General features: G+C 51.5%; 14 protein-coding genes, 1 tRNA gene and 3 pseudogenes. 7 read left to right on the forward strand and 11 right to left on the reverse strand.

Translation table 11 applies throughout. The features are described from left to right. Window positions 1-125 precede the first annotated feature (125 nt). Window positions 126-857: a helix-turn-helix domain-containing protein gene (locus A7C91_RS02415; protein WP_068664594.1), complete on the forward strand. Its 732-nt coding sequence runs from the start codon at window positions 126-128 to the stop codon at window positions 855-857. Here the strand turns inward: A7C91_RS02415 and A7C91_RS02420 are convergent. Then, window positions 854-1,638: pseudogene (locus tag A7C91_RS02420) on the reverse strand (4-phosphopantoate--beta-alanine ligase). The gene A7C91_RS02415 and the pseudogene A7C91_RS02420 sit on opposite strands and share 4 nt — an antisense overlap. Window positions 1,639-1,844: 206 nt before the next feature. Between A7C91_RS02420 and A7C91_RS02425 the strand changes: the two are divergent. Beyond that, on the forward strand, window positions 1,845-2,693 hold the full coding sequence (locus A7C91_RS02425) for a sulfide/dihydroorotate dehydrogenase-like FAD/NAD-binding protein (RefSeq protein ID WP_068664596.1): 849 nt from the start codon (window positions 1,845-1,847) through the stop codon (window positions 2,691-2,693). After that, the gene (gltA, locus tag A7C91_RS02430; RefSeq protein ID WP_068664597.1) at window positions 2,694-4,142 is read left to right on the forward strand and encodes an NADPH-dependent glutamate synthase; all 1,449 of its coding nucleotides are present in this window, start codon (window positions 2,694-2,696) and stop codon (window positions 4,140-4,142) included. Window positions 4,143-4,157: 15 nt separating this feature from the next. Here the strand turns inward: gltA and A7C91_RS02435 are convergent, their stop codons facing one another. Continuing rightward, window positions 4,158-4,622 carry a hypothetical protein gene (locus A7C91_RS02435; protein WP_068664599.1) on the reverse strand — a complete coding sequence of 155 codons (465 nt, stop codon included), beginning with the start codon at window positions 4,620-4,622 and terminating at the stop codon, window positions 4,158-4,160. Between the two features lie 126 nt (window positions 4,623-4,748). On the opposite strand from A7C91_RS02435, the gene A7C91_RS02440 reads away from it, so the two are divergent. Together A7C91_RS02440 and A7C91_RS02445 are read left to right on the forward strand one after the other, a co-directional pair. Continuing rightward, window positions 4,749-5,669: an MBL fold metallo-hydrolase gene (locus A7C91_RS02440; RefSeq protein ID WP_068664601.1), complete on the forward strand. Its 921-nt coding sequence runs from the start codon at window positions 4,749-4,751 to the stop codon at window positions 5,667-5,669. A gap of 284 nt (window positions 5,670-5,953) precedes the next feature. Continuing rightward, complete coding sequence (locus A7C91_RS02445; protein ID WP_068664603.1) at window positions 5,954-7,126, forward strand: nicotinate phosphoribosyltransferase; 1,173 nt, start codon at window positions 5,954-5,956, stop codon at window positions 7,124-7,126. Window positions 7,127-7,202: 76 nt separating this feature from the next. Here the strand turns inward: A7C91_RS02445 and A7C91_RS02450 are convergent, their stop codons facing one another. From A7C91_RS02450 to A7C91_RS02465, 4 genes and pseudogenes are all read right to left on the reverse strand, one after another. After that, window positions 7,203-7,406, reverse strand: coding sequence for a ferredoxin (locus A7C91_RS02450; RefSeq protein WP_068664605.1), 204 nt, complete (start codon window positions 7,404-7,406; stop codon window positions 7,203-7,205). 123 nt (window positions 7,407-7,529) lie between these two features. After that, window positions 7,530-7,720 (reverse strand): annotated as a pseudogene (locus A7C91_RS02455) (ferredoxin). Window positions 7,721-7,895: 175 nt separating this feature from the next. After that, the gene (locus tag A7C91_RS02460; RefSeq protein WP_068664608.1) at window positions 7,896-8,426 is read right to left on the reverse strand and encodes a metal-sulfur cluster assembly factor; all 531 of its coding nucleotides are present in this window, start codon (window positions 8,424-8,426) and stop codon (window positions 7,896-7,898) included. Window positions 8,427-8,489: 63 nt separating this feature from the next. Further along, a complete protein-coding gene (locus A7C91_RS02465) occupies window positions 8,490-9,230 on the reverse strand; it encodes an ATPase (RefSeq protein ID WP_068664610.1) in 741 nt (246 codons plus the stop codon). 109 nt (window positions 9,231-9,339) lie between these two features. On the opposite strand from A7C91_RS02465, the gene bpsA reads away from it, so the two are divergent. Further along, the gene (gene bpsA / locus A7C91_RS02470; protein WP_068664612.1) at window positions 9,340-10,392 is read left to right on the forward strand and encodes a N(4)-bis(aminopropyl)spermidine synthase; all 1,053 of its coding nucleotides are present in this window, start codon (window positions 9,340-9,342) and stop codon (window positions 10,390-10,392) included. Next, on the forward strand, window positions 10,389-10,568 hold the full coding sequence (locus A7C91_RS11045; protein ID WP_068664614.1) for a nucleotidyltransferase domain-containing protein: 180 nt from the start codon (window positions 10,389-10,391) through the stop codon (window positions 10,566-10,568). The genes bpsA and A7C91_RS11045 overlap by 4 nt, the downstream gene beginning before the upstream one ends. A 149-nt stretch (window positions 10,569-10,717) precedes the next feature. Here the strand turns inward: A7C91_RS11045 and A7C91_RS02480 are convergent, their stop codons facing one another. The 5 genes and pseudogenes from A7C91_RS02480 to A7C91_RS02500 form a co-directional block, all read right to left on the reverse strand. After that, complete coding sequence (locus A7C91_RS02480) at window positions 10,718-12,478, reverse strand: prenyltransferase/squalene oxidase repeat-containing protein (protein WP_068664616.1); 1,761 nt, start codon at window positions 12,476-12,478, stop codon at window positions 10,718-10,720. A 40-nt stretch (window positions 12,479-12,518) separates the two neighbouring features. After that, on the reverse strand, window positions 12,519-14,489 hold the full coding sequence (locus A7C91_RS02485) for a S8 family serine peptidase (RefSeq protein ID WP_068664618.1): 1,971 nt from the start codon (window positions 14,487-14,489) through the stop codon (window positions 12,519-12,521). 309 nt (window positions 14,490-14,798) lie between these two features. Continuing rightward, a pseudogene (locus A7C91_RS02490) lies at window positions 14,799-16,615 on the reverse strand (aldehyde ferredoxin oxidoreductase family protein). A 233-nt stretch (window positions 16,616-16,848) separates the two neighbouring features. Beyond that, entirely contained in the window at window positions 16,849-17,976 is a 1,128-nt protein-coding gene (locus tag A7C91_RS02495; protein ID WP_068664620.1) for a tungsten cofactor oxidoreductase radical SAM maturase, read from the reverse strand. Window positions 17,977-18,448: 472 nt separating this feature from the next. After that, window positions 18,449-18,526, reverse strand: a tRNA-Arg gene (locus A7C91_RS02500). Between the last annotated feature and the right edge of the window lie 75 nt (window positions 18,527-18,601).

Genomic DNA, 18,601 nt, shown 5'->3' on the forward strand with positions numbered 1-18,601 from the left:
TAAAAAGAGGAATTCATTGCAAAACTGCAATCGTAATGGGTTAATCACTTTGATCAAACTTTGCAAAGCAAAGTTTGTTAGGCAATTGCCGAAAGGTTTATAATGATTGACGAATATCTTTCACTATGCTTGAAAAGGAGAAAGAAGCTCTCGCCAAGAGGATAGCAGGGGAAATAACCCTCTCCTCCGACCCCGGAAAGACCATGCGCAAATGGAGGGAGATATTCGGTATAAGTCAGACGGAGCTCGCCGAATACCTCGGCGTCTCTTCTTCCGTCATAAGCGACTATGAAGGTGGGAGGAGGAAGAGTCCTGGTGCCTCAACCATAAGGAAGTTTGTAGAGGCCCTCCTGGAAATAGACGAGCGCAGAGGAGGCAACGTCATAAAAGCCTTCAGCAAGACTCTCGGGAACGAGCTTCCAACCAACGCTATTCTGGACATAAGGGAATTCGCACTGCCCGTCACGATAAAGGACATTGTGAGTGCCGTCAAAGGTGAGGTAGTGGCGAACATGCACCTCCTCGACAGGAAGATATACGGCTACACAGTCGTTGACAGCATCAAAGCGATCCTCGAGATGTCGGCGGAAGAGTTCCTTAAGCTCTACGGATGGACGACGGAGAGGGCGCTCATATTCACCAAGGTAACGACTGGAAGGAGTCCAATGATAGCCGTCCGCGTTCAGGGGCTCAAGCCGGCAGTTGTGGTGCTTCACGGCGTCAAGAAGCTCGATGAGCTAGCGGTAAAGCTTGCCGAGCGCGAGCGCGTTCCCCTCATAGTATCCCACACAGAAACCGAGGCAGAGCTCATAACAGGCCTCAGAAAACTTGTGGAAAAGACAGAAAGGGAGCTTTAATCGAGTTTTTTCTTTCTCCAAATCCCACCTTCCGCGAGCTTAGTTAGCCTGTCCCTTATGTGGAGAAGAACATCGTTCAGAACTTTTCCGTTGTTGTACTCCTCTATGATCCTGAGAAGCTCCTCCCTGCTGTAGTCCTTCATTTCACGGGCGAACTCCGTCATCCTTGGATAAGCCCTGACAATGTTGTCAACTATCGTTATGTCTGCCATCCTTGCCGAGCGGGAGAGTGGATTCAGGTCGATAGTTATCACAAACTTGCCCATCTTCACAAGAGTTTCTGTTCTGTCACCGTCCTCCAAGGGAACAACTACCACGTCGGCCTTCCAGATACCGTTCTCATCGACTTTGCCGCGCTCGTGCTCCAGGCCGGGAATCCTCTTCGTCGGGTTTATACCAAGGAGCTCTATCTCAGGGTCGTATTTGCGAAGTTCTTCTGCTATCGCTTTAACGCGCTCCTCCGTGCGGTAGAAGAGGTTTATCTCGAGCTTCGCGTTTAAAGCCTTAGCGAGCTCTATGGTTTCCTTGGGCACCAAAGCGCAACGTTGCCGTTCACGGATACAACAGGATCCTCCGCAAGGAGGAGCTTCGCGACCGCTGCCCTCATGGCCCTCTCGGCAGGTTCTATCGTCCTTTCGCCGATGAGATAGTCAAAGGCTTCTCCCCTACCGTGGGCAATCAAGCCTGCCTTCGCCGTCATTCCTTTTTCCATTCCCTCGATGATCTTCTCTCTATAGTAAAGGCTCCAGTAACGCGGATGGCTTGGAGGTATTTTCACCACTTCCATCACCTTGTATTGGTCTTGGCATAATATGATAAAAAGCCTTCCTCGTTAAATTTATTCTTTAGCCCGTCTATAATAAAGTCTGCAGAGAACTTTTTTGGGGCGGCTCGGAGTTCTGAACCTTTGGTTTAAAAAAGGAATATAAACCTTAGGTTAAAAACCTTGGGTGGACAAATTTGAACACATGTCTAAGGTGGTGCATTATGGGGTATAAAATAACAAAAAAGGAGAACCTGAGCGCCATAGACTTCTTCATGGAGGTCGAGGCACCCCACATAGCTCGCTCCTGGAAGGTGGGCCAGTTCGTGGTTTTGATTCCCGATGATAAGGGCGAAAGAGTCCCGATGTCTGTCTATCATGCTGATGACGGAAGGATAGGTATGTTTCTCAGACGCCATGGAATCACAACCTTCAAGCTCTGGTATGAGTTCGACGTTGGAGACGAGATTCTCAGTATAACAGGCCCTCTTGGAAAGCCGATTGACGTCAAGTACTACGGCAACGTTGTCTTTGTCTCGAATGCTGTCTGTGCGCAGGCCGAGAGCTACGCAACGCTCAAGGCCATGAAAGAAGTTGGAAACTACACTATAGCGATTCAGACCTTTGAGAACGCCGCAAACGTTTATCCAGAGAAGTACCTAGCAAAACCGGTGGCGGACGAGCACTACCTCACAACAGAAGATGGAAGCGTTGGTATAAAGGGCCACTACATTGATGTCCTCAATGAGTTCATCGAGAAGGACAAGGTGGATATAGTCTTCGGCGGTGGAAAGCTCGGCTCCCTCAAAAAGCTCGCTGAGCTAACAAGGCCCTACGGAATCCCCACGATAGTCACGGTCAGGCAGATAATGGTTGACGGAACAGGAATGTGCGGTTCGTGTAGGGTTCTTTACGACGGTGAGATAAAGTTCGCCTGCAGGGACGGGCCGATGATGGATGCTCACAAAATAGACTGGGACGATGCCATAAAGAGGAACGCCCGCTTTGCTGAGCAGGAGAAAATTGCAAGGGAGAGATACCTTGCCAAGCTGAGGGAGAATGGGGTGATCTGAATGGAGAGGGCCAAACCTAAGCTTATCAAGGAGCGCGTTCCCACTCCAGAAGTGCCAGTGGAGGAGAGGGTGAGGAGCTTCGTTGAGGTTAACCTCGGTTATGACTTTGCTTCGGCCCTAAAGGAAGCGGAGCGCTGCATACAGTGTCCACCCGAGTACGCGCCATGCATCAAAGGATGCCCTGTCCACATAAACATACCAGGATTCATAAGGGCCCTCCGTGAGAACCCTGATAACCCGGATGAAGCCGTCAAGAACGCCCTGCGTGTAATATGGAACGACAATACCTTACCTGCGGTTACGGGAAGGGTCTGCCCGCAAGAGGAGCAGTGTGAGATGAACTGTGTGATGGGTAAGGTCGGAGAGCCGATAAACATAGGCAAGCTGGAGAGGTTCGTGGCTGACTACGCGAGGAAACACGGCATAGAGGAAGTGCTCCTCAAGGAATTCATGGGAGACAATGGGGAAATGAAGGGAAAGGTCGCCGTGATCGGAAGCGGGCCTGCTGGCCTGACCTGTGCGGGAGAGCTTGTGAAGATGGGCTACAAGGTTACCATCTTCGAGGCCCTTCACAAGCCAGGTGGAGTACTTATCTATGGAATTCCCGAATTCAGGCTCCCGAAGGAAATACTCGAGAAAGAGATAGCAAAGCTCAGGGAGTTGGGAGTTGAGATAAAGCTAGACTACATCGTCGGGAAGACTGTAACTCTTGAGGAACTCCTTGAAGAGTACGATGCAGTCTTTATCGGCACCGGTGCCGGTACTCCAAAGCTCCTGAACATACCCGGGATCCTTCTCGACAGGATTTACACCGCAAACGAGTTCCTCACGAGGATTAACCTCATGAAGGCATACCTCTTCCCCGAATATGACGAGCCGATAGCAATAGGAAAGAAGACAATCGTTATTGGGGCTGGAAACACGGCGATGGATGCAGCGCGCTCCGCCCTCAGGCTGGGTACTGAAGTTACGATAGCCTACCGTCGCGGAAGGGAAGACATGACCGCCCGTATCGAAGAGATTCAGCACGCTGAGGAAGAAGGTGTTAAGTTTGAGTTCTTCGTGAATCCGGTCGAGTTCATAGGGGACGAGAACGGTAAAGTGAAGGCAGTGAAGTTCGAGAAGATGAGGCCGCTCGATGAGCGTGATAGCAGAGGTAAGAGAAAGATAGTTGGCACCGTTGAGTACATAACGCTGAAAGCCGACACTGTCATCATCGCCATTGGCCTTGAACCCAACAAAATAATAAGCGAGGAAGCCACCGGTCTCAAGACGAACTCCGATGGAACACTTGTGGTGGACGAGAACCTCATGACAAGCATCCCGGGCGTCTTTGCAGGCGGAGACGCAATAAGGGGAGAAGCGACCGTCATCCTAGCGATGGGTGATGGAAAAAAGGCGGCAAAGGCAATCCACAATTATATACAAGCCAAGAAGGCGAACGCTTGATACCTCTTTTCTTCTCTACCATTGCCTTTTCCTCTCACCGAAGAAGAACTTCATGAAGCCTGAGAAATCCTCGCCTCGAAAGGCCGCGTAGAGACTCTGCGTTTCCTCCGGGGAGAGCCATTCAATCCTTTCTGGAATGCCTTCCTCAAGGAGGTATAGAATCTCGTCACCCTTCCTGGCCACATCGAGGGTGTATATCTTCTTTCCCTGCTCCTGGGCGATTTTTATCTCCCTAGCAACGAGGGAGGTGAACTTGCTCACTATGGCTATTGCCACAAATATCTCCGCGTCCTTTATCATGTGATCTGTGCTCTTGAGTCCGTAGTCTGAAGGAACTATGAAGTTGTTCGAGCCGAACTTCTCCTCGAGTAGCTCAAGGATGACCTTCTCCGTCCGGGTATGATATAGTATCGTGGGCTCGCTCAGGTAAACGAGCGGCCCGTATTTCTCCTTGTTCTTTCGTCTCAAAAATCCAAACATGAGACCACCTCAGGTGGGGATAATGTCCTCATCGTCTCCTCGGGAGGGATGACACTCATCATCGGTCAACCTCACTAATGGGTAGGGCTTATTAAGGTTTGGCCCTCCATTTTGTTAGGTGATGGAATGCGCGTCATCCCACTCACATCGGAGAGCCTAGGCGTGAGGAGCTTAGCCACCTTCGTAGAGGCCTCTGGAATAAAAATCCTCATCGACCCCGGTGTCGCCCTCGGGCCGAAGCGCTACGGCCTTCCACCGGCTAAGGCCGAGATGGAGGTACTCCAGAAGATGAGACGGAAGCTTCAGGGCTACGCGCGGAGGAGTGAGGTTGTCGTTATTTCCCACTATCATTACGACCACCACACACCGTTCTTCGAAGGTCTGTACGAGAGTTCAAGCGAGAGCTACGCGAGGGAGATATACGAGGGAAAGCCCCTCTTCATAAAGCACCCCCAGGAAAACATAAACTTCAGCCAGAGGAAGCGCGCTTGGGCCTTCCTCAAAAACACCGAACCGATAGCGGGGAAGATTGAGTTCGCGGACGGCAAATCTTTTGACCTCGGCGGCGTTGAGTTGGAGTTCTCTCCAGCAGTTCCCCATGGAGGCGAAGGTTCCAGGCTCGGCTTCGTTGTGATGACGCTCATTGATGACGGCTCTAAGAGAGTAATCCACGCGAGCGATATTCAGATGCTCAACAGAAAATCTGTAGAGTGGATAATCGGGAAGATTCCAGATTTGCTCATAACTGGGGGGCCACCGACATACCTCGGTAAGCGCGCTGAGGGAAGCTGGCAGGTTGGCATTAAAAACCTCAACGAGATAATCCGCGAAACAGGAGCGGAGATAATACTCGACCACCATATCATCAGAGATAAGAACTATCCGAGGTTTTTCGACGAGCTCGAGGAGATACCAAAGACCTTCGCGGGCTACCTGAAGGTTGAAGATCGACCGTTGGAGGCTTACAGGCGGGAACTTCACAAAATCGAGAAAGGTGGGGAGGCAGAGATACCGTTCAAACTAAGTCGAGGAAGCCGCCGTCCCTAGGGATAATCACTCGTCGAGTTCGTGAAAGGACAGTTCCTATATAATCACCAGATTGTGGTCGTCAACATTGGGTTTTTCGGTGACCCAGGTCACTTTACCTCACGTTACGTCCTTTATCGCCTCTGCCATCCAGTGAGCGACCTTCTCCGTCGAGCATCACCTGGTGTTGTATATTGTGCAGACCATGATTTCACTACTCACAGGGTCAGTTTTGGTACTACTTAGACCTTTCAACTGAGGAAAGCCTTAAATCGAGGGGGGTAAAGTTGTTTTAGGTGAGGAAAATGAGGGATTTCTATATCGCCCACGAGGAAGATATAAAAGCCGGAAGGACCACTGACGTTTACTTCATCAGGACAAAGAAAATCCTTGAGAAAAAGGGCATCCACAAGAAGGTTTTCGCCGACGTAACCACGACGGGACTTCCAAAGGGCTGGAAGTGGGGAGTTCTGGTTGGAATCGAAGAAGTTGCCAAGCTCCTCGAAGGCCTGCCGGTGAACGTCTACGCCATGCCAGAGGGGACGATATTCCATCCCTACGAACCAGTTCTTCAGATTGAGGGATACTACGAGGAATTCGGCATCTACGAGACTGCTTTACTTGGAATGCTCAGCCAGGCGAGCGGTATAGCCACCGCAGCATTGAGGGTCAAGATCGCCGCGAACTTCAAGCCAGTTTATTCCTTTGGCATAAGGCACATGCATCCGGCAATAGCTCCAATGATTGACCGCTCGGCTTTCATAGGTGGCTGTGATGGAGTAAGCGGCGTTCTTGGGGCGGAGATGATAGGTGAAAAGCCCGTTGGAACGATGCCTCACGCGCTGATTCTTACCGTAGGTGACCAAATGAAAGCCTGGAAGTACTTCGACGAGGTCGTCGAGCCGGAAGTTCCAAGAACAGCGCTGGTTGACACCATCTGCGACGAGAAGTTTGAGGCTCTGATGGCGGCCGAAGCTTTGGGAGAACGCCTGACCGCGGTGAGGCTCGACACGCCCGGCTCGAGGAGGGGCAACTTCAGGAGGATAATCGAGGAGGTTCGCTGGGAGCTCGATTTGATGGGCTATGACCACGTTAAAATCTTCGTCAGTGGAGGCCTAAACGAGGAGAGCATAAGGGAGATAGTGGACATAACAGATGCTTTCGGTGTTGGCTCGTCCATCGCCAGTGCTAAACCCATAGACTTCTCCCTCGACATAGTCGAGATCGAGGGAAAGCCCTTCACCAAGCGCGGCAAGCTCAGCGGAAGGAAGCAGATATACCGCTGTGAGAACGGCCACTATCACCGCGTTCCAGCAGATAAAAAGCTGGAAAGGTGTCCAGTCTGTGGGGCGAAAGTCGAGCCGCTCTTAAAGCCACTCATCGAAAACGGCGAAATAGTGGCAGAGCTTCCAAAGGCGAGGGAGATAAGGGAGTACGTCTTGGAGCAAGCAGAGAGGTTTAAGCTGGACCTCGAATGAGCTTGTTCTTCCTCAAATATTTTTGGGAAAATGTCCTCAGAAAAGTCTGATATAATGAATGGAAAAGGAGAGGCCTTCAGGCCTCCTCAATGACGATAGCGCTGACCGGGCAGGCCTCGGCAGCCTCAACTGCGCAGTTGTAGAGGTTCTCGTCATCGATAACCTCCACAACCGGAACAGCCTTGCCCTCGTCGTTCATCTCGAAGACGTCCGGGCAGAGGCTGGCACAGATGGCATCTCCAATACAGGTGTCCTGGTCAACCATAACCTTCCACGCCATGGCACATCACCGCTTTTAGATGCACCTTCTGGGAATATAAACTTTTTGTTAGAATTCCCCGGCACGTGGATTATGGAACGGCCGCCGGCGCCCGGGCTGGATGGGAAAAGAAGAAGAAGGCATTCAGACATCCTCTATGGTTATGGCACCAACAGGGCAGGCCTTGGCAGTCTCAGAGGCACATTCGACTTCGGTGACCTCGCGATGGCCTGGGCCTTGCCCTCGTCGTTCATCTCGAAGACGTCCGGGCAGAGGCTGGCGCAAACTCCGCATCCAGTGCAAAGGTCCTGATCAACTGTAACCTTCCACGCCACTGTACATCACCCGGTTTGGGTGAATTTCTTCAAATATAAACTTTTGACAGATGAACTTTTTGACATATATAAATGGGCGTGTAAAGGTGTACTGGGAAAAGCTTTGATGTGCAGAAGACGCTAGCCTGTGGGTATTCCAAGGTTCATAGAAGGGACAAAGTTTGAAAAGAGGGCATCAGAATATGCCCAGCCTCTTCTTGTACTCCTCGCTTATCCTGTCCGGCGTCCACGGCGGGTCAAAGGTAAGCTCTATTTCCGCATCCTTCACGCCTGGGATTTCCAGTATCTTATCCTCAACAGCCCTGAGAATCCACATGGTTAGAGGACAACCCGGGGTGGTCATCGTCATCTTGACGTAGACGGTCTTGTCGGGCCTGATGTCCAGCTCATATATAAGGCCCAGATTAACGACATCAACGCCGATTTCCGGGTCGATGACTTCCTTGAGCTTTTCGAGTACGATCTCTTTGGTGACTTCGGCGCCCTCATCAACGGTCTTCTCGCGCTCTCGGTTTATCGTTATCGTACCTATACCCTCTATTTTCTGGAGCTCGGCATTGAGCCTTATGAGAACGTCATCTATGTTAGGAGTGTTCTTGGCGAGTGTAATCGTTATGGAATTATCTTCCCCGATTTCAAGTCCCTTAACGTACTTCTCATCAACCACCGCTTTAACCTTCTCCATTACTTCTTCCTTGGTTACCATAATTCACCACCTAAGCGAAGTTCAAGATGACAAATTTAAACCTTTTGGGTCAGAAATGAGTAGTCAGCGGGATAGGATGTCGAGTATCAATGTCTCCGCTATTTCAGGGGTTATGGCCCTGGCTCTAAGCTCACGGAGAACCCTCTGGATGGAGAATCGCTTTACGCTGGGCGCTTTCCTAAAGGTCTCCCACAGAAGGGGACAGCCGAACTTGAGGTCGTACTTTCCACCTATGAGCTCGATTATCTCAGCCTTGTCGAGAGCAAGAAAAGCCGGGAGGTTCAGCGTTACTATGTCTCCGTTCCTGTAGATGGAAATAAGGCCAGAGCTCAGCAAGTCGCCGCTGGCTACGATTTTGGCACCTATCTCTCTCGCGTAGTCCTCGACGGCCTTTATGACCATCGAATGACACCGGCCGCAGATTGGGGCACCCTTGTTCATCTGCTCAGTCATCGCCTCAAGATAACCAGGAATTTCAACAAAAACCGCGCCGTAGCTTTTGGCCTTCTCGATAACCCCTTCGTTTATCTGGGGGAGCTTTGCCGTAACGGGGACAACCTCGAAGCCAGCCCAGCGGAGGATTTTGAGAGTTGAGGTGCTGTCTGAGCCGGCAGAAAAAGCCAGAGCTATTTTTTCACCAACGGGTGAGCGGTCGAAGTCTTTTCCAGTCAGACGATATTCAAGGAGAGCCTTAAGACGGGAGTAAGGTCTCTCGCCAATGTAAGGCCTAACCTCCTCAAGGGCCTCGCGGTTGTACTCAAGGCAGTATCGCTTGACGAAGTCGTCTCCAACAACTCTTAGCATCAAAGACCCGAAAGTTGCAGAACTTATTAACCTTACTCCAGTGGAAAACCTTTAAAAGTGCCTTACCTTAACCCCGTTCACGAATAAAATCCTTCTGGAGGTGCTTGAAATGAGGGAAATAGTGGGGAGGGTCAAAGAGAAGACGAGCATTCCCGTTTACGAGAGGACCGTCGAGAACGTTCTGAGCGCAGTTCTAGCGAGCAGCGACGTCTGGCGCATAGTTGACCTTAGCGAGGAGCCGCTCCCGCTGGTCGTCGCGGTGATAACGGCCCTCCACGAGCTCGGCTACATCGCTTTCGAGGAGAACGGCGTGAGGCTCACCGCCAAGGGCAAGGAGCTGGTGGAGAAGTATGGAATCGGGTCAAGAAAGAAATACACCTGCTCTCACTGCCAGGGCAAGACCGTCGAGCTCGACGCCTTCAGCGATTTACTTGAGCAGTTCAAGGAGATCGTCAAGGACAGGCCACAGCCGCTCCATAACTTCGATCAGGCCTACGTTACGCCAGAGACCACCGTGGCAAGGATTGCCCTGATGCACACGAGGGGCGACCTTGAGAACAAGGAGGTCTTTGTCCTGGGTGATGACGACCTCACCAGCGTTGCCCTGATGCTCAGCGGCCTTCCGAAAAGGATAGCCGTCCTCGACATCGACGAGAGGCTTGTTAAGTTCATCGAGAAGGTCGCCGATGAGATAGGCTTCAGCAACATCGAGATGTTCACCTTCGACCTCAGGGAGCCGCTTCCAGACTACGCCCTCCACAAGTTCGACACTTTCATCACTGACCCACCAGAGACTGTTGACGCCATAAGAGCCTTCGTCGGCAGGGGAATCGCCACCCTCAAGGGACCAGGTTGCGCCGGCTACTTCGGTATAACGAGGCGCGAGAGCTCTCTCGACAAGTGGCGCGATATACAGAGGGTTCTCCTCAACGAGTTCAACGTCGTCATAACAGACATCATCAGGAACTTCAACGAGTATGTCAACTGGGGCTACGAGGAGGAGACCAGGGCCTGGAAGCTCCTTCCGGTTAAGGTCAAGCCGTCCTACAACTGGTACAAGAGCTACATGTTCAGGATTCAGACACTGAAGGGCTCAAAGGGCTACGAGGAAAAAATAGAGAACTGGGACATCTACAACGACGAGGAAGCCTCAACCACATGAAGGTTGAAGGCCTCATAGAATGCTTGAGGCAAAAGCTCGGCCGGGTTCCCGGCCTCCACTCTTTAATTCTCTTTGGCTCGCTGGTTGGGGGCGACTTCATTCCCGGAACGAGCGACGTTGACTTCTTCTCGATCCTTGATGATGGTGTTGAATGGCTCTGGCCTGAAGAAGGATGACGTCCTTAAAACGCTGAAAGATCTCGGCGATGGTGATGCGATTAGAATATACGAGGCATATCTTGATGAAAGAAAAACATACTTTGACGAAGAGTTTCTGAAAGAGTTCGTGAGATTCAGGGTAAGAAAAATAAGAAAAGGCCTTTATATCACCTTTTGTTTCGTTTCTTCCAGGACCTTGACACCACAATGGCAAGTGTTATCAGAACTGCTCCTGCTATCATGTAGACGTATGTCATCCTTTCACTTGGTGCCGGCTCGCTGGCGATGAAGCCATCAACCTCATAGGCATTAATCATCAGTGGACTCTGAGAGGGATAAATGACCACGTAGCCGTCCAAGCTGCTAACATCTGCACTGTTCGTAGAGTTGCCGATGTAAAGTCCATTTCTCACGAGAAGGAATGTCGCATTGGCCAGCTTTACTTCATTCCCACTTTCTTCGGGCTCGGGTATGTCAACGTAGAGTATGGTCCTGAGGAACTTAACTCCCTTCTCGTACATTGGGGTATCCGTAAGCCCTGCCTCCTGAAGGGCCCACAGAACCCTGATCGTGGACGTCAGCCCTACCACCGAACCCTGAGTGTATGGCCAGCCGCCGTTAGGATACTGTCTTTCTGCGAGGATGCTGAGGCTCTCGTTAAGGGGCCTTTCGAGGCCAAACTCCTTGAAGACGATAGCCGCGTAGGCGAAGTAGTAGGTGGGCGTGTTGTAGTAAATCGGGTTGCCTGTTTTGGAATCTTTCGTCTCGAGCATCCAAGTGAGGTTCTCCTGGAGATATTCTAGAGACCTAGCATAGTCATAGTTCACACCAAGATTCTTGAGCACCCAGACGACGTATTCTGTGTTGTAGAAGTCCTTCCAGATGCCATCCTTAGATATCTTGAGGAGGTAGCTAACGGCATCTTCATAATCCTCGCTGAGCAGGGCCTTAACTCTCGCTACTTCAGCGATCTGCCAGGGGAGCAGAGCCGAGTAGTTGGTAGGGAGTTCGGGCTTCTTGCTACAGGCTATATAGTAGTCGGCGAAAATCACCTTCTCCCAGTCGTCGTTGGGTGTTATCTTGTCAATATAAGGGCAGGCTATCGGCTTTAAGTCCTCAAAACCACTTATCTTCGAAGCGCTCAACAGGTCGAGGACACGATAGTGAAGAACTCCCCAGAAGCCGAAGTGTTCTTTCTTGAGGAGTTCCTCGCGGTATTTTTCACTACCGGTAGCGTAGAGGGCCATTGCTATTGCTACCGTGCTCTGAAAGTCCTCAGTCAACTCAATCCTCTCACCCATATAGGCGAGTGCAAATGCTCGGTATGCTGCCAGTTCACCGTCAACTTCCATCCTCTTCAGATCTTCCTTTTTCCCTAGAGCCATATAGCCTAATACTCTCTCGACGTCGTTCTTCGGCTGTGCAGCCATAAGCCAACCCTGGGCCCTGTCTATTGCCCCCTGAACCTGCTTCCTAAACCCTGGGAGCTTTTCGTTGAGATAGCCGCTATTGAGGAACTCCCTGAGGGCAATAAGTGCGAGGGCAGTGTCGGTATAGTCCTGCCAGGAGCCGTCTGGATTCTGCTTGTAGATGAGCCAATAAGCGGCGCTGTTTATGGTGGTGTTGTACCTTCCACTAGCTATCCTCTCGCCTCTTAGGAGCGCGAGTATCGCCATCGCGGTGTACTTGGCTTCGTAGTCTTCGCCGTATGCGAATCCCCATGAGTCAAAAGGTGTCCTGAGCATCATCAGCCACTCGCAGCCCTCGAGAACCTTCGCATAGTCACCAGTTTCATAGAGGGCAAGAACTGAAAAGGCCGTGTCAGGGACGGTCGGCTTGTATACGTAGGGCTCGATTTTAGCGTTTGCGAGAGGAACAGATGATACGATGATCACAACAAAGAACACTGCTGCGAGAACTTTTCTCATGGCTATCACCTCAAATGAAAAGAGAAAAGAGGCTTAAAAATCAACCGTAGTAGACAACGACGTCAAGCTGGTAGCTGGCCCAGCCGTAGGTGTTGTAGGCGTAGACTATGAACTTCCATGTTCCAGGAGCCGGGTTAAGGTACTCGACGTGCTCGTAGCTGGTGGAGGTCTCGGAGCGGTCGACGAGGTTGCCGTTCGGATCGTAGAGATAGAGGTCAAGGTCGTGGAGTGAAGTGTCAAAGGTGAGGTCACCAGTTATCTTGGTAGCTCCGCTGTTGACGGTCATGGTGAAGCTGTCGCTCTTGTCGTACCAGTCGTGGACATAGCCAGTGAAGGTCTGGCTGTCGGTGGTGGGAGTTGGGGTAGGAGCGGGCGTCGGAGTGGTTCCGGTAGACTGGCTGAGAGTTCCATCACTGACGACGTCGACCTGGTAGTTGGCGGCACCGCTGTAGCTGACAACCTTAACCGTCCAGGTTCCAGCGGTCGGATTGTAATAACCAACCTTCTCGAATCCGTAGTAGGAGGTGTAGGAGTAGTCGACCTGGTTGCCGTTCGGGTCGTAGAGATAGAGGTCAAGGTCACTGGCGCTGTTGTCCCAGTAAAGGGTAGCGGTGACGAAAGTCGCGCCGCTTATGTCGAAGGTGTGACTGACACTTCCCTTATCCGCGACGGAGCCGGTGAAGACAAGCTTGGCGTAGTTGTCGTAGTTGAGGGCCTTGTAGACATTGACCCTACCTGCACCGTATGCGATGTCGGCTATTTCAGCTGGGGCCACTATTTCGGCGGTCTCAATGAGGGCAGTCTTGATCTTGCTGTTGGTCCAGTCCGGGTGAGCCTGGAGGAGCAAGGCGGCAACTCCAGCGACGTGCGGGGTGGCCATGCTGGTTCCGGAGGCCTTGGTGTAGTAAGTGTCAATCGGGGTTCCCATGCTGGTTCCGGCGGCCCTCGGGGCAATGATGTCGACACCTGGAGCGACAACCTCCGGTTTAAGCCTGCCGTCGGCAGTCGGACCCCTGCTTGAGAAGCTAGCTATAGTGTCGGTGCTATCAACGGCACCCACGGTTATGACCTTACTGGCAGCAGCTGGAGAACCGACGGTGTAGGTGTTAGGGCCGCTGTTTCCAGCTGCGACACAGACAACAAGGCCCGCATCCCAAGCGGCGTTGACCGCCTGGCTGAGTGAATCAGTACCATCTGAGCTCTGACTTGAACCAAGGGAGAGGTTGATGACCTTAATCCCATAAGTGTCCTTGTTCTGGACTACCCAGTCAACACCGGCTATAATGTCCGATATGCTTCCAGAACCGTCGGCGGCAAGAACCTTGACGCCGACGAGCTTGGCGCCCGGAGCGACACCGATGTACTGGCCGTTGCTCGCAGCACCTGTTCCTGCGACAATACCCGCAACGTGGGTTCCATGACCGTTGTCATCGTACGGGGTGGTCTTTCCGTTCACGGCATCGTACCAAGCGATGACTTTACCCTGGAGGTCAGGGTGGTTGGCGTCGATACCGGTATCGATAACCGCAACGACTATTCCAGTGCCATCGTAACCGAGATTCCATACGGCATCGGCCTGAATCTGAGCAACTGACGTTGAGTCAGCGGCCTGAACCTTGTAGTCCTCCTGGATAAACCTCACACCGGACAGCCTGCTGTTTCCAAAGAAGCCTGGATCGATCATTCCCGCAACGAGAAGGAGATCCTTGACCTTTATTTTAACTGCAACCGCGGGTATAATCTTGTAGCTGTACTTAATCTCAGCGCCCATTATCTTGAGAATCTGCACTGCCCTATCGCGGTCAGCTGGGCTGTTGAACATTATGACAGTGTTAATATCCTGGTTCCAGTTCATACCCTGGATCTTCTTGAAGAGTCCCGGAGTCAAGAGTCCATAGTTCTTTTCCTGTACAGGGCTCACTGCGATTGGCTTTGTTGGCACAGCTGCTGCAGTCCCTGCAATTAGACCAACAAGAAAGAGTGCAACCACAGCTGCTTTCCAACCTTTCATTCATATACCCCCTTGTTGGATTTTAGCGCATTGAACCATCCGGGTACTCTACCCGTCATCGAGGTACTTCTCTGGACATCTGCCGTATAAATCTTTCGATTTTAAAGCGTATTATTACATATGGTCTATATAACTGGGCAATTTAGTTATTTTACGTAAACTTAAAACACAACAGATTGTAAGTTATATTGAGCGAAAACTAACATATAATCCCCAACAGGGGACTATGTAGCACGATGTGCACGGGCCCCTGTAGGAACCTTAAAATATTGGAGAAACAACAATATATTAAAGAAAAGACAAGAGAATTCAGAACTCGTTCAGGCCGAGCTCCTCGAGCTTCTCCTTGGGAATTCTTCCATCTCGGTCCAGCCGCGGAGTGCATAGTACCTCGGAAGCATCTCCTTGAGCCTGACGACCCTTCCCTTGTTCGGACCCTGCTTGACGGGCTCCTCGAGGAGCCTCTTGGGCAGGGTGTCCTCCTTGAGTGGATCGAGGCCAGCCTTGAGGTTGAAGAGCCTCTCTGCGTTCCAGATGCGCTCTCCGATCTTGAGGTACTCCTCGGTAGTGAGGTCCCATCCGAGAGCTGCATTAAGCATGTCGCGGTAGTCATCTGCACCGAGTCCGAAGGTTGTGAATACACACAGGCCCGCGGCGTCTATCAATGCGGTGAGGTCCTGGAAGGTTATGACCATCTTAACCTTCTCGTCGCTGATGTCGTGCGGATCCATCTTGTACGGGTAGCCGAGAATCTCCGGGCTTATCATGTACTGCTTGATGTGGCAGCCACCGCGGTTGTTGGTGGCGTAACCGAGGCCGTGTCCCTCCGCACCCCTCGGGTCGTAAGCCGGAAGCTCCTGCTTCTTGACGCCCATGAAGTACTCGGTTCCGTTGTACATCTCGGCAAGCCTGTAGCCACCCTCGGCGAGCTTGTCACCGAAGCTCTCTCTCCTCGCTATCTTCTCGATGTAGTAGTGCAGAACCTCGGTGTTGCCCCACCTGAAGGGCGGAGCATCCTCACCAATGTCCTCCTGCTTGAGCAATCCTTTCTCGTAGAGCTCCATGGCGGTAGCAAGGGTTCCACCGGTTGAGATGGTGTCCATACCGAGCTCGTCTATCAGGTGGTTGGCCTCTATGATGCTTGCCAGGTCGTTTATTCCGAGGTGCGCTCCGAGCGCCCAGATGCTCTCATACTCTGGACCTTCAGTGACGCCGACGGTTGGAAGCTTGTTGACCCTTCCACAGCCGATCGGACAGGCGTAACAGGGCTTGTTCCTGATGAGGTATTTGGCGGTCATGGCCTCACCGCTCTGTTCTTCGGCGTACTCAAACTGGCTTTCCTGGAAGTTCCTAGTCGGGTAGAGACCGTTCTGGTTGATTATGTTGACAAGAACCGCGGTACCGTAGTTCGGCAGCCCACCGCCGGCAGTTGGGTCTTTCCTGAGTTTATCGGTCTTCTCCTTGACGACGGTGGTAAACTTGGCCCTGTCGGCGACCTCAACCCTATTGTGGCCGCGAACGACTATGGCCTTGAGGTTCTTGCTTCCCATTACAGCCCCGACACCGCCCCTTCCAGCGGCGCGGTGCTCGTCGTTCATGACCGCGGCAAAGCGGACGAGGTTCTCACCCGCCGGACCGATTGAGGCTATGCGAACTCTCTTGTCGCCGATTTCTTCCCTGAGTTTCTCTTCAGTCTCGCTCACGAGCTTGCCCCAGAGGTGGCTCGCATCCCTGATTTCAACCTGGTCATCGTTGATGTATATGTAGACCGGGTGATCAGCCTTGCCCTCGACTATTATAGCGTCCCAGCCAGCGAACTTCAGCTCGGCTCCGAAGAAGCCACCGGAGTTAGCCATGGCTGTATAGCCAGTCAGCGGGCTCTTAGTTATAACCATATATCTGCCGCCAGTTGGGGCAGTGGTTCCGGTCAGGGGACCGGTGGCGTAAATTATTTTGTTTTCTGGGCTGAAGGGATCCACCGTGGGATCCATCTCCTTCAGAAGACAGTAGATACCAAATCCTCTGGTTCCAAGCCACTTCTGGGCAAACTTCTCGTCGAATTTCTCCTCACTTATTTTGCCCGTACTCAAATTTACCCTCAAAATCTTTCCCCAGTACGCAAACATGTTTCGACTCCCCAGATAGTTGTCGAAGGAATTTTTGTACATTAGCACTAATAAATTTGACGAAAGCAAAAAGAGAAGCATGAAATAGGCAAGATAATTACATTTGTTTAACATAACCATAGTGGCAAAATAGCCAGACCCTTTTCCGAACATTTAAGTTAGAGAAACACACTGCCAATTTCCAGAATATATGTAAATACATGATATTGAAATTGAAAAATATATTTGGAAAGTCACCAGAAGCCCTTCATGCCTTTCTCTGGTATCGGGCAGAGGACTATGCGTCTTGACCAGAGGCAGTCGGCACAGCTTGGGATGTTGCCCCAGCAGTCAGACTGCGTATCTTGTACAAAGGAGCAGGACTCGTTGAGCGAGCAGTCGGTACAGCTTGGATAGAGGGAGTTCTTGACCACAAAACGGAACCAGGAATAATCCCTGCTCGTCCATATGTCAGCTATGCTCCTCTCCCGGACGTTGCCGAAAGAGTAAGCGAGGACCATTTTCTCCCTGCCGAAGACTATCTCTGGGTATGTGTGCAGGAAACGGTAGCAGGGGGCAACCTCTCCGTCCCAGCGTACGACGGCGACTTTCTTTTCCACGAACTCGCAGTGACGCTCGGTTTTCAGCGAGAATTCGGCCGTCTTGTGCAGGTAGCCATGGTATATGGCCTGGAGCTTGTTCACTATCGGCTTCATATCTACGCTGCCGTTATAGACTATCATATCAGCATGCTCCTTGGCTATGGGAATGATGTTCGAGATGAGCAGGGTATCTATGCCCAAAGAGCCAACGTAGTGCGCTATCTCGGGGAGCTCTTTGTAGTTCTCCTTTGTCGCCACAATCTCAACGCCTATGTGGGGAACATCACTCCCAAGCTTTTTCTTGACCTCCAGTATCTTCTTTATCCTGGCGCCCGTGTAGTCTGGCTTTATGTGACCGATGTCAACCGGCTGGGTTGGCACAGAGTCCATCGAGAAATATATCAAATCCACCCCAAGCTTTACAAGTTCCTCTATGCGCTTATCCGTGAGTAGAAAGCCGTTGGTGCTTATACCAAGGGCGAAGCCGCGCCTCTTGACTTCCCTGACCATGTCCATGAAGCGGGGATGGATGGTGGGCTCGCCTATGCCCCCAAAGTATATCATCTCGAGCTCTGGGAGTTCCTCGGCGTCATCGAGTATCTTGATGAAGAGACCCCAGTCCATGTCTCCTTCTCTGTCCTGCCAGTACTGCTTGAAGCACATCTCACAGCGGAGGTTGCAGCGGTTGGTTATCTCAATGTATAGGTATCTCAAATCCGGTTTTTTGGGAATTAAAACGAATGCACCATTAAGGTCGAACTTATGAGCGTTGTTCTCCAACTTAAATCACCCGACTGCGAAGTACAGTCGGGAACTTTATAACCTTTAATGGGCATTATGGGATAATAAAGAAGTGAGTCATTCAGGGACACCAAGTTTGAGTGGACTCTCGTCAACGGGCTGTTTAGAAACGAGCATTTTCATTTCAGCACTCGGAGAACGCCACCAGTGGCAAACACTATAAGGACAGCACGCCAAAAACAGGTTCACCCCAAATTAACGATTTAACAGGACATACGAGCCCTGATCAAACTTGCCTTGCAAAGTTTGGCCTGTGCAAAGTTTTGATTAAAGGTTAGTTACTGTAAAGCCAAATGGATTATTGGCAGGTATCCTCCATTAAGCAAAGAGCTCTTTTGGAGGGTTTGACTCACAATCGTGCCCCAAGTGGGGGTACTTACAAGGCAAACCTCTCAAAGGAAGCCATTTCCCATGGAATTCAATCGCCAGTCTTTAATTGCGTAAAGGCTGCTGGCGGGCCGGGCGGGATTTGAACCCGCGACCTTCGGCTCCGGAGGCCGACGCTCTGTCCTAGCTAAGCCACCGGCCCGCGCCCATAATTACTCGAGGGGTGGATTTAAAAACCTAATTCCAAAATACGCGGAACTAAAGAGTACATGGAGGT

The organism is Thermococcus piezophilus (genome assembly GCF_001647085.1).
GTDB lineage: Archaea > Methanobacteriota_B > Thermococci > Thermococcales > Thermococcaceae > Thermococcus > Thermococcus piezophilus.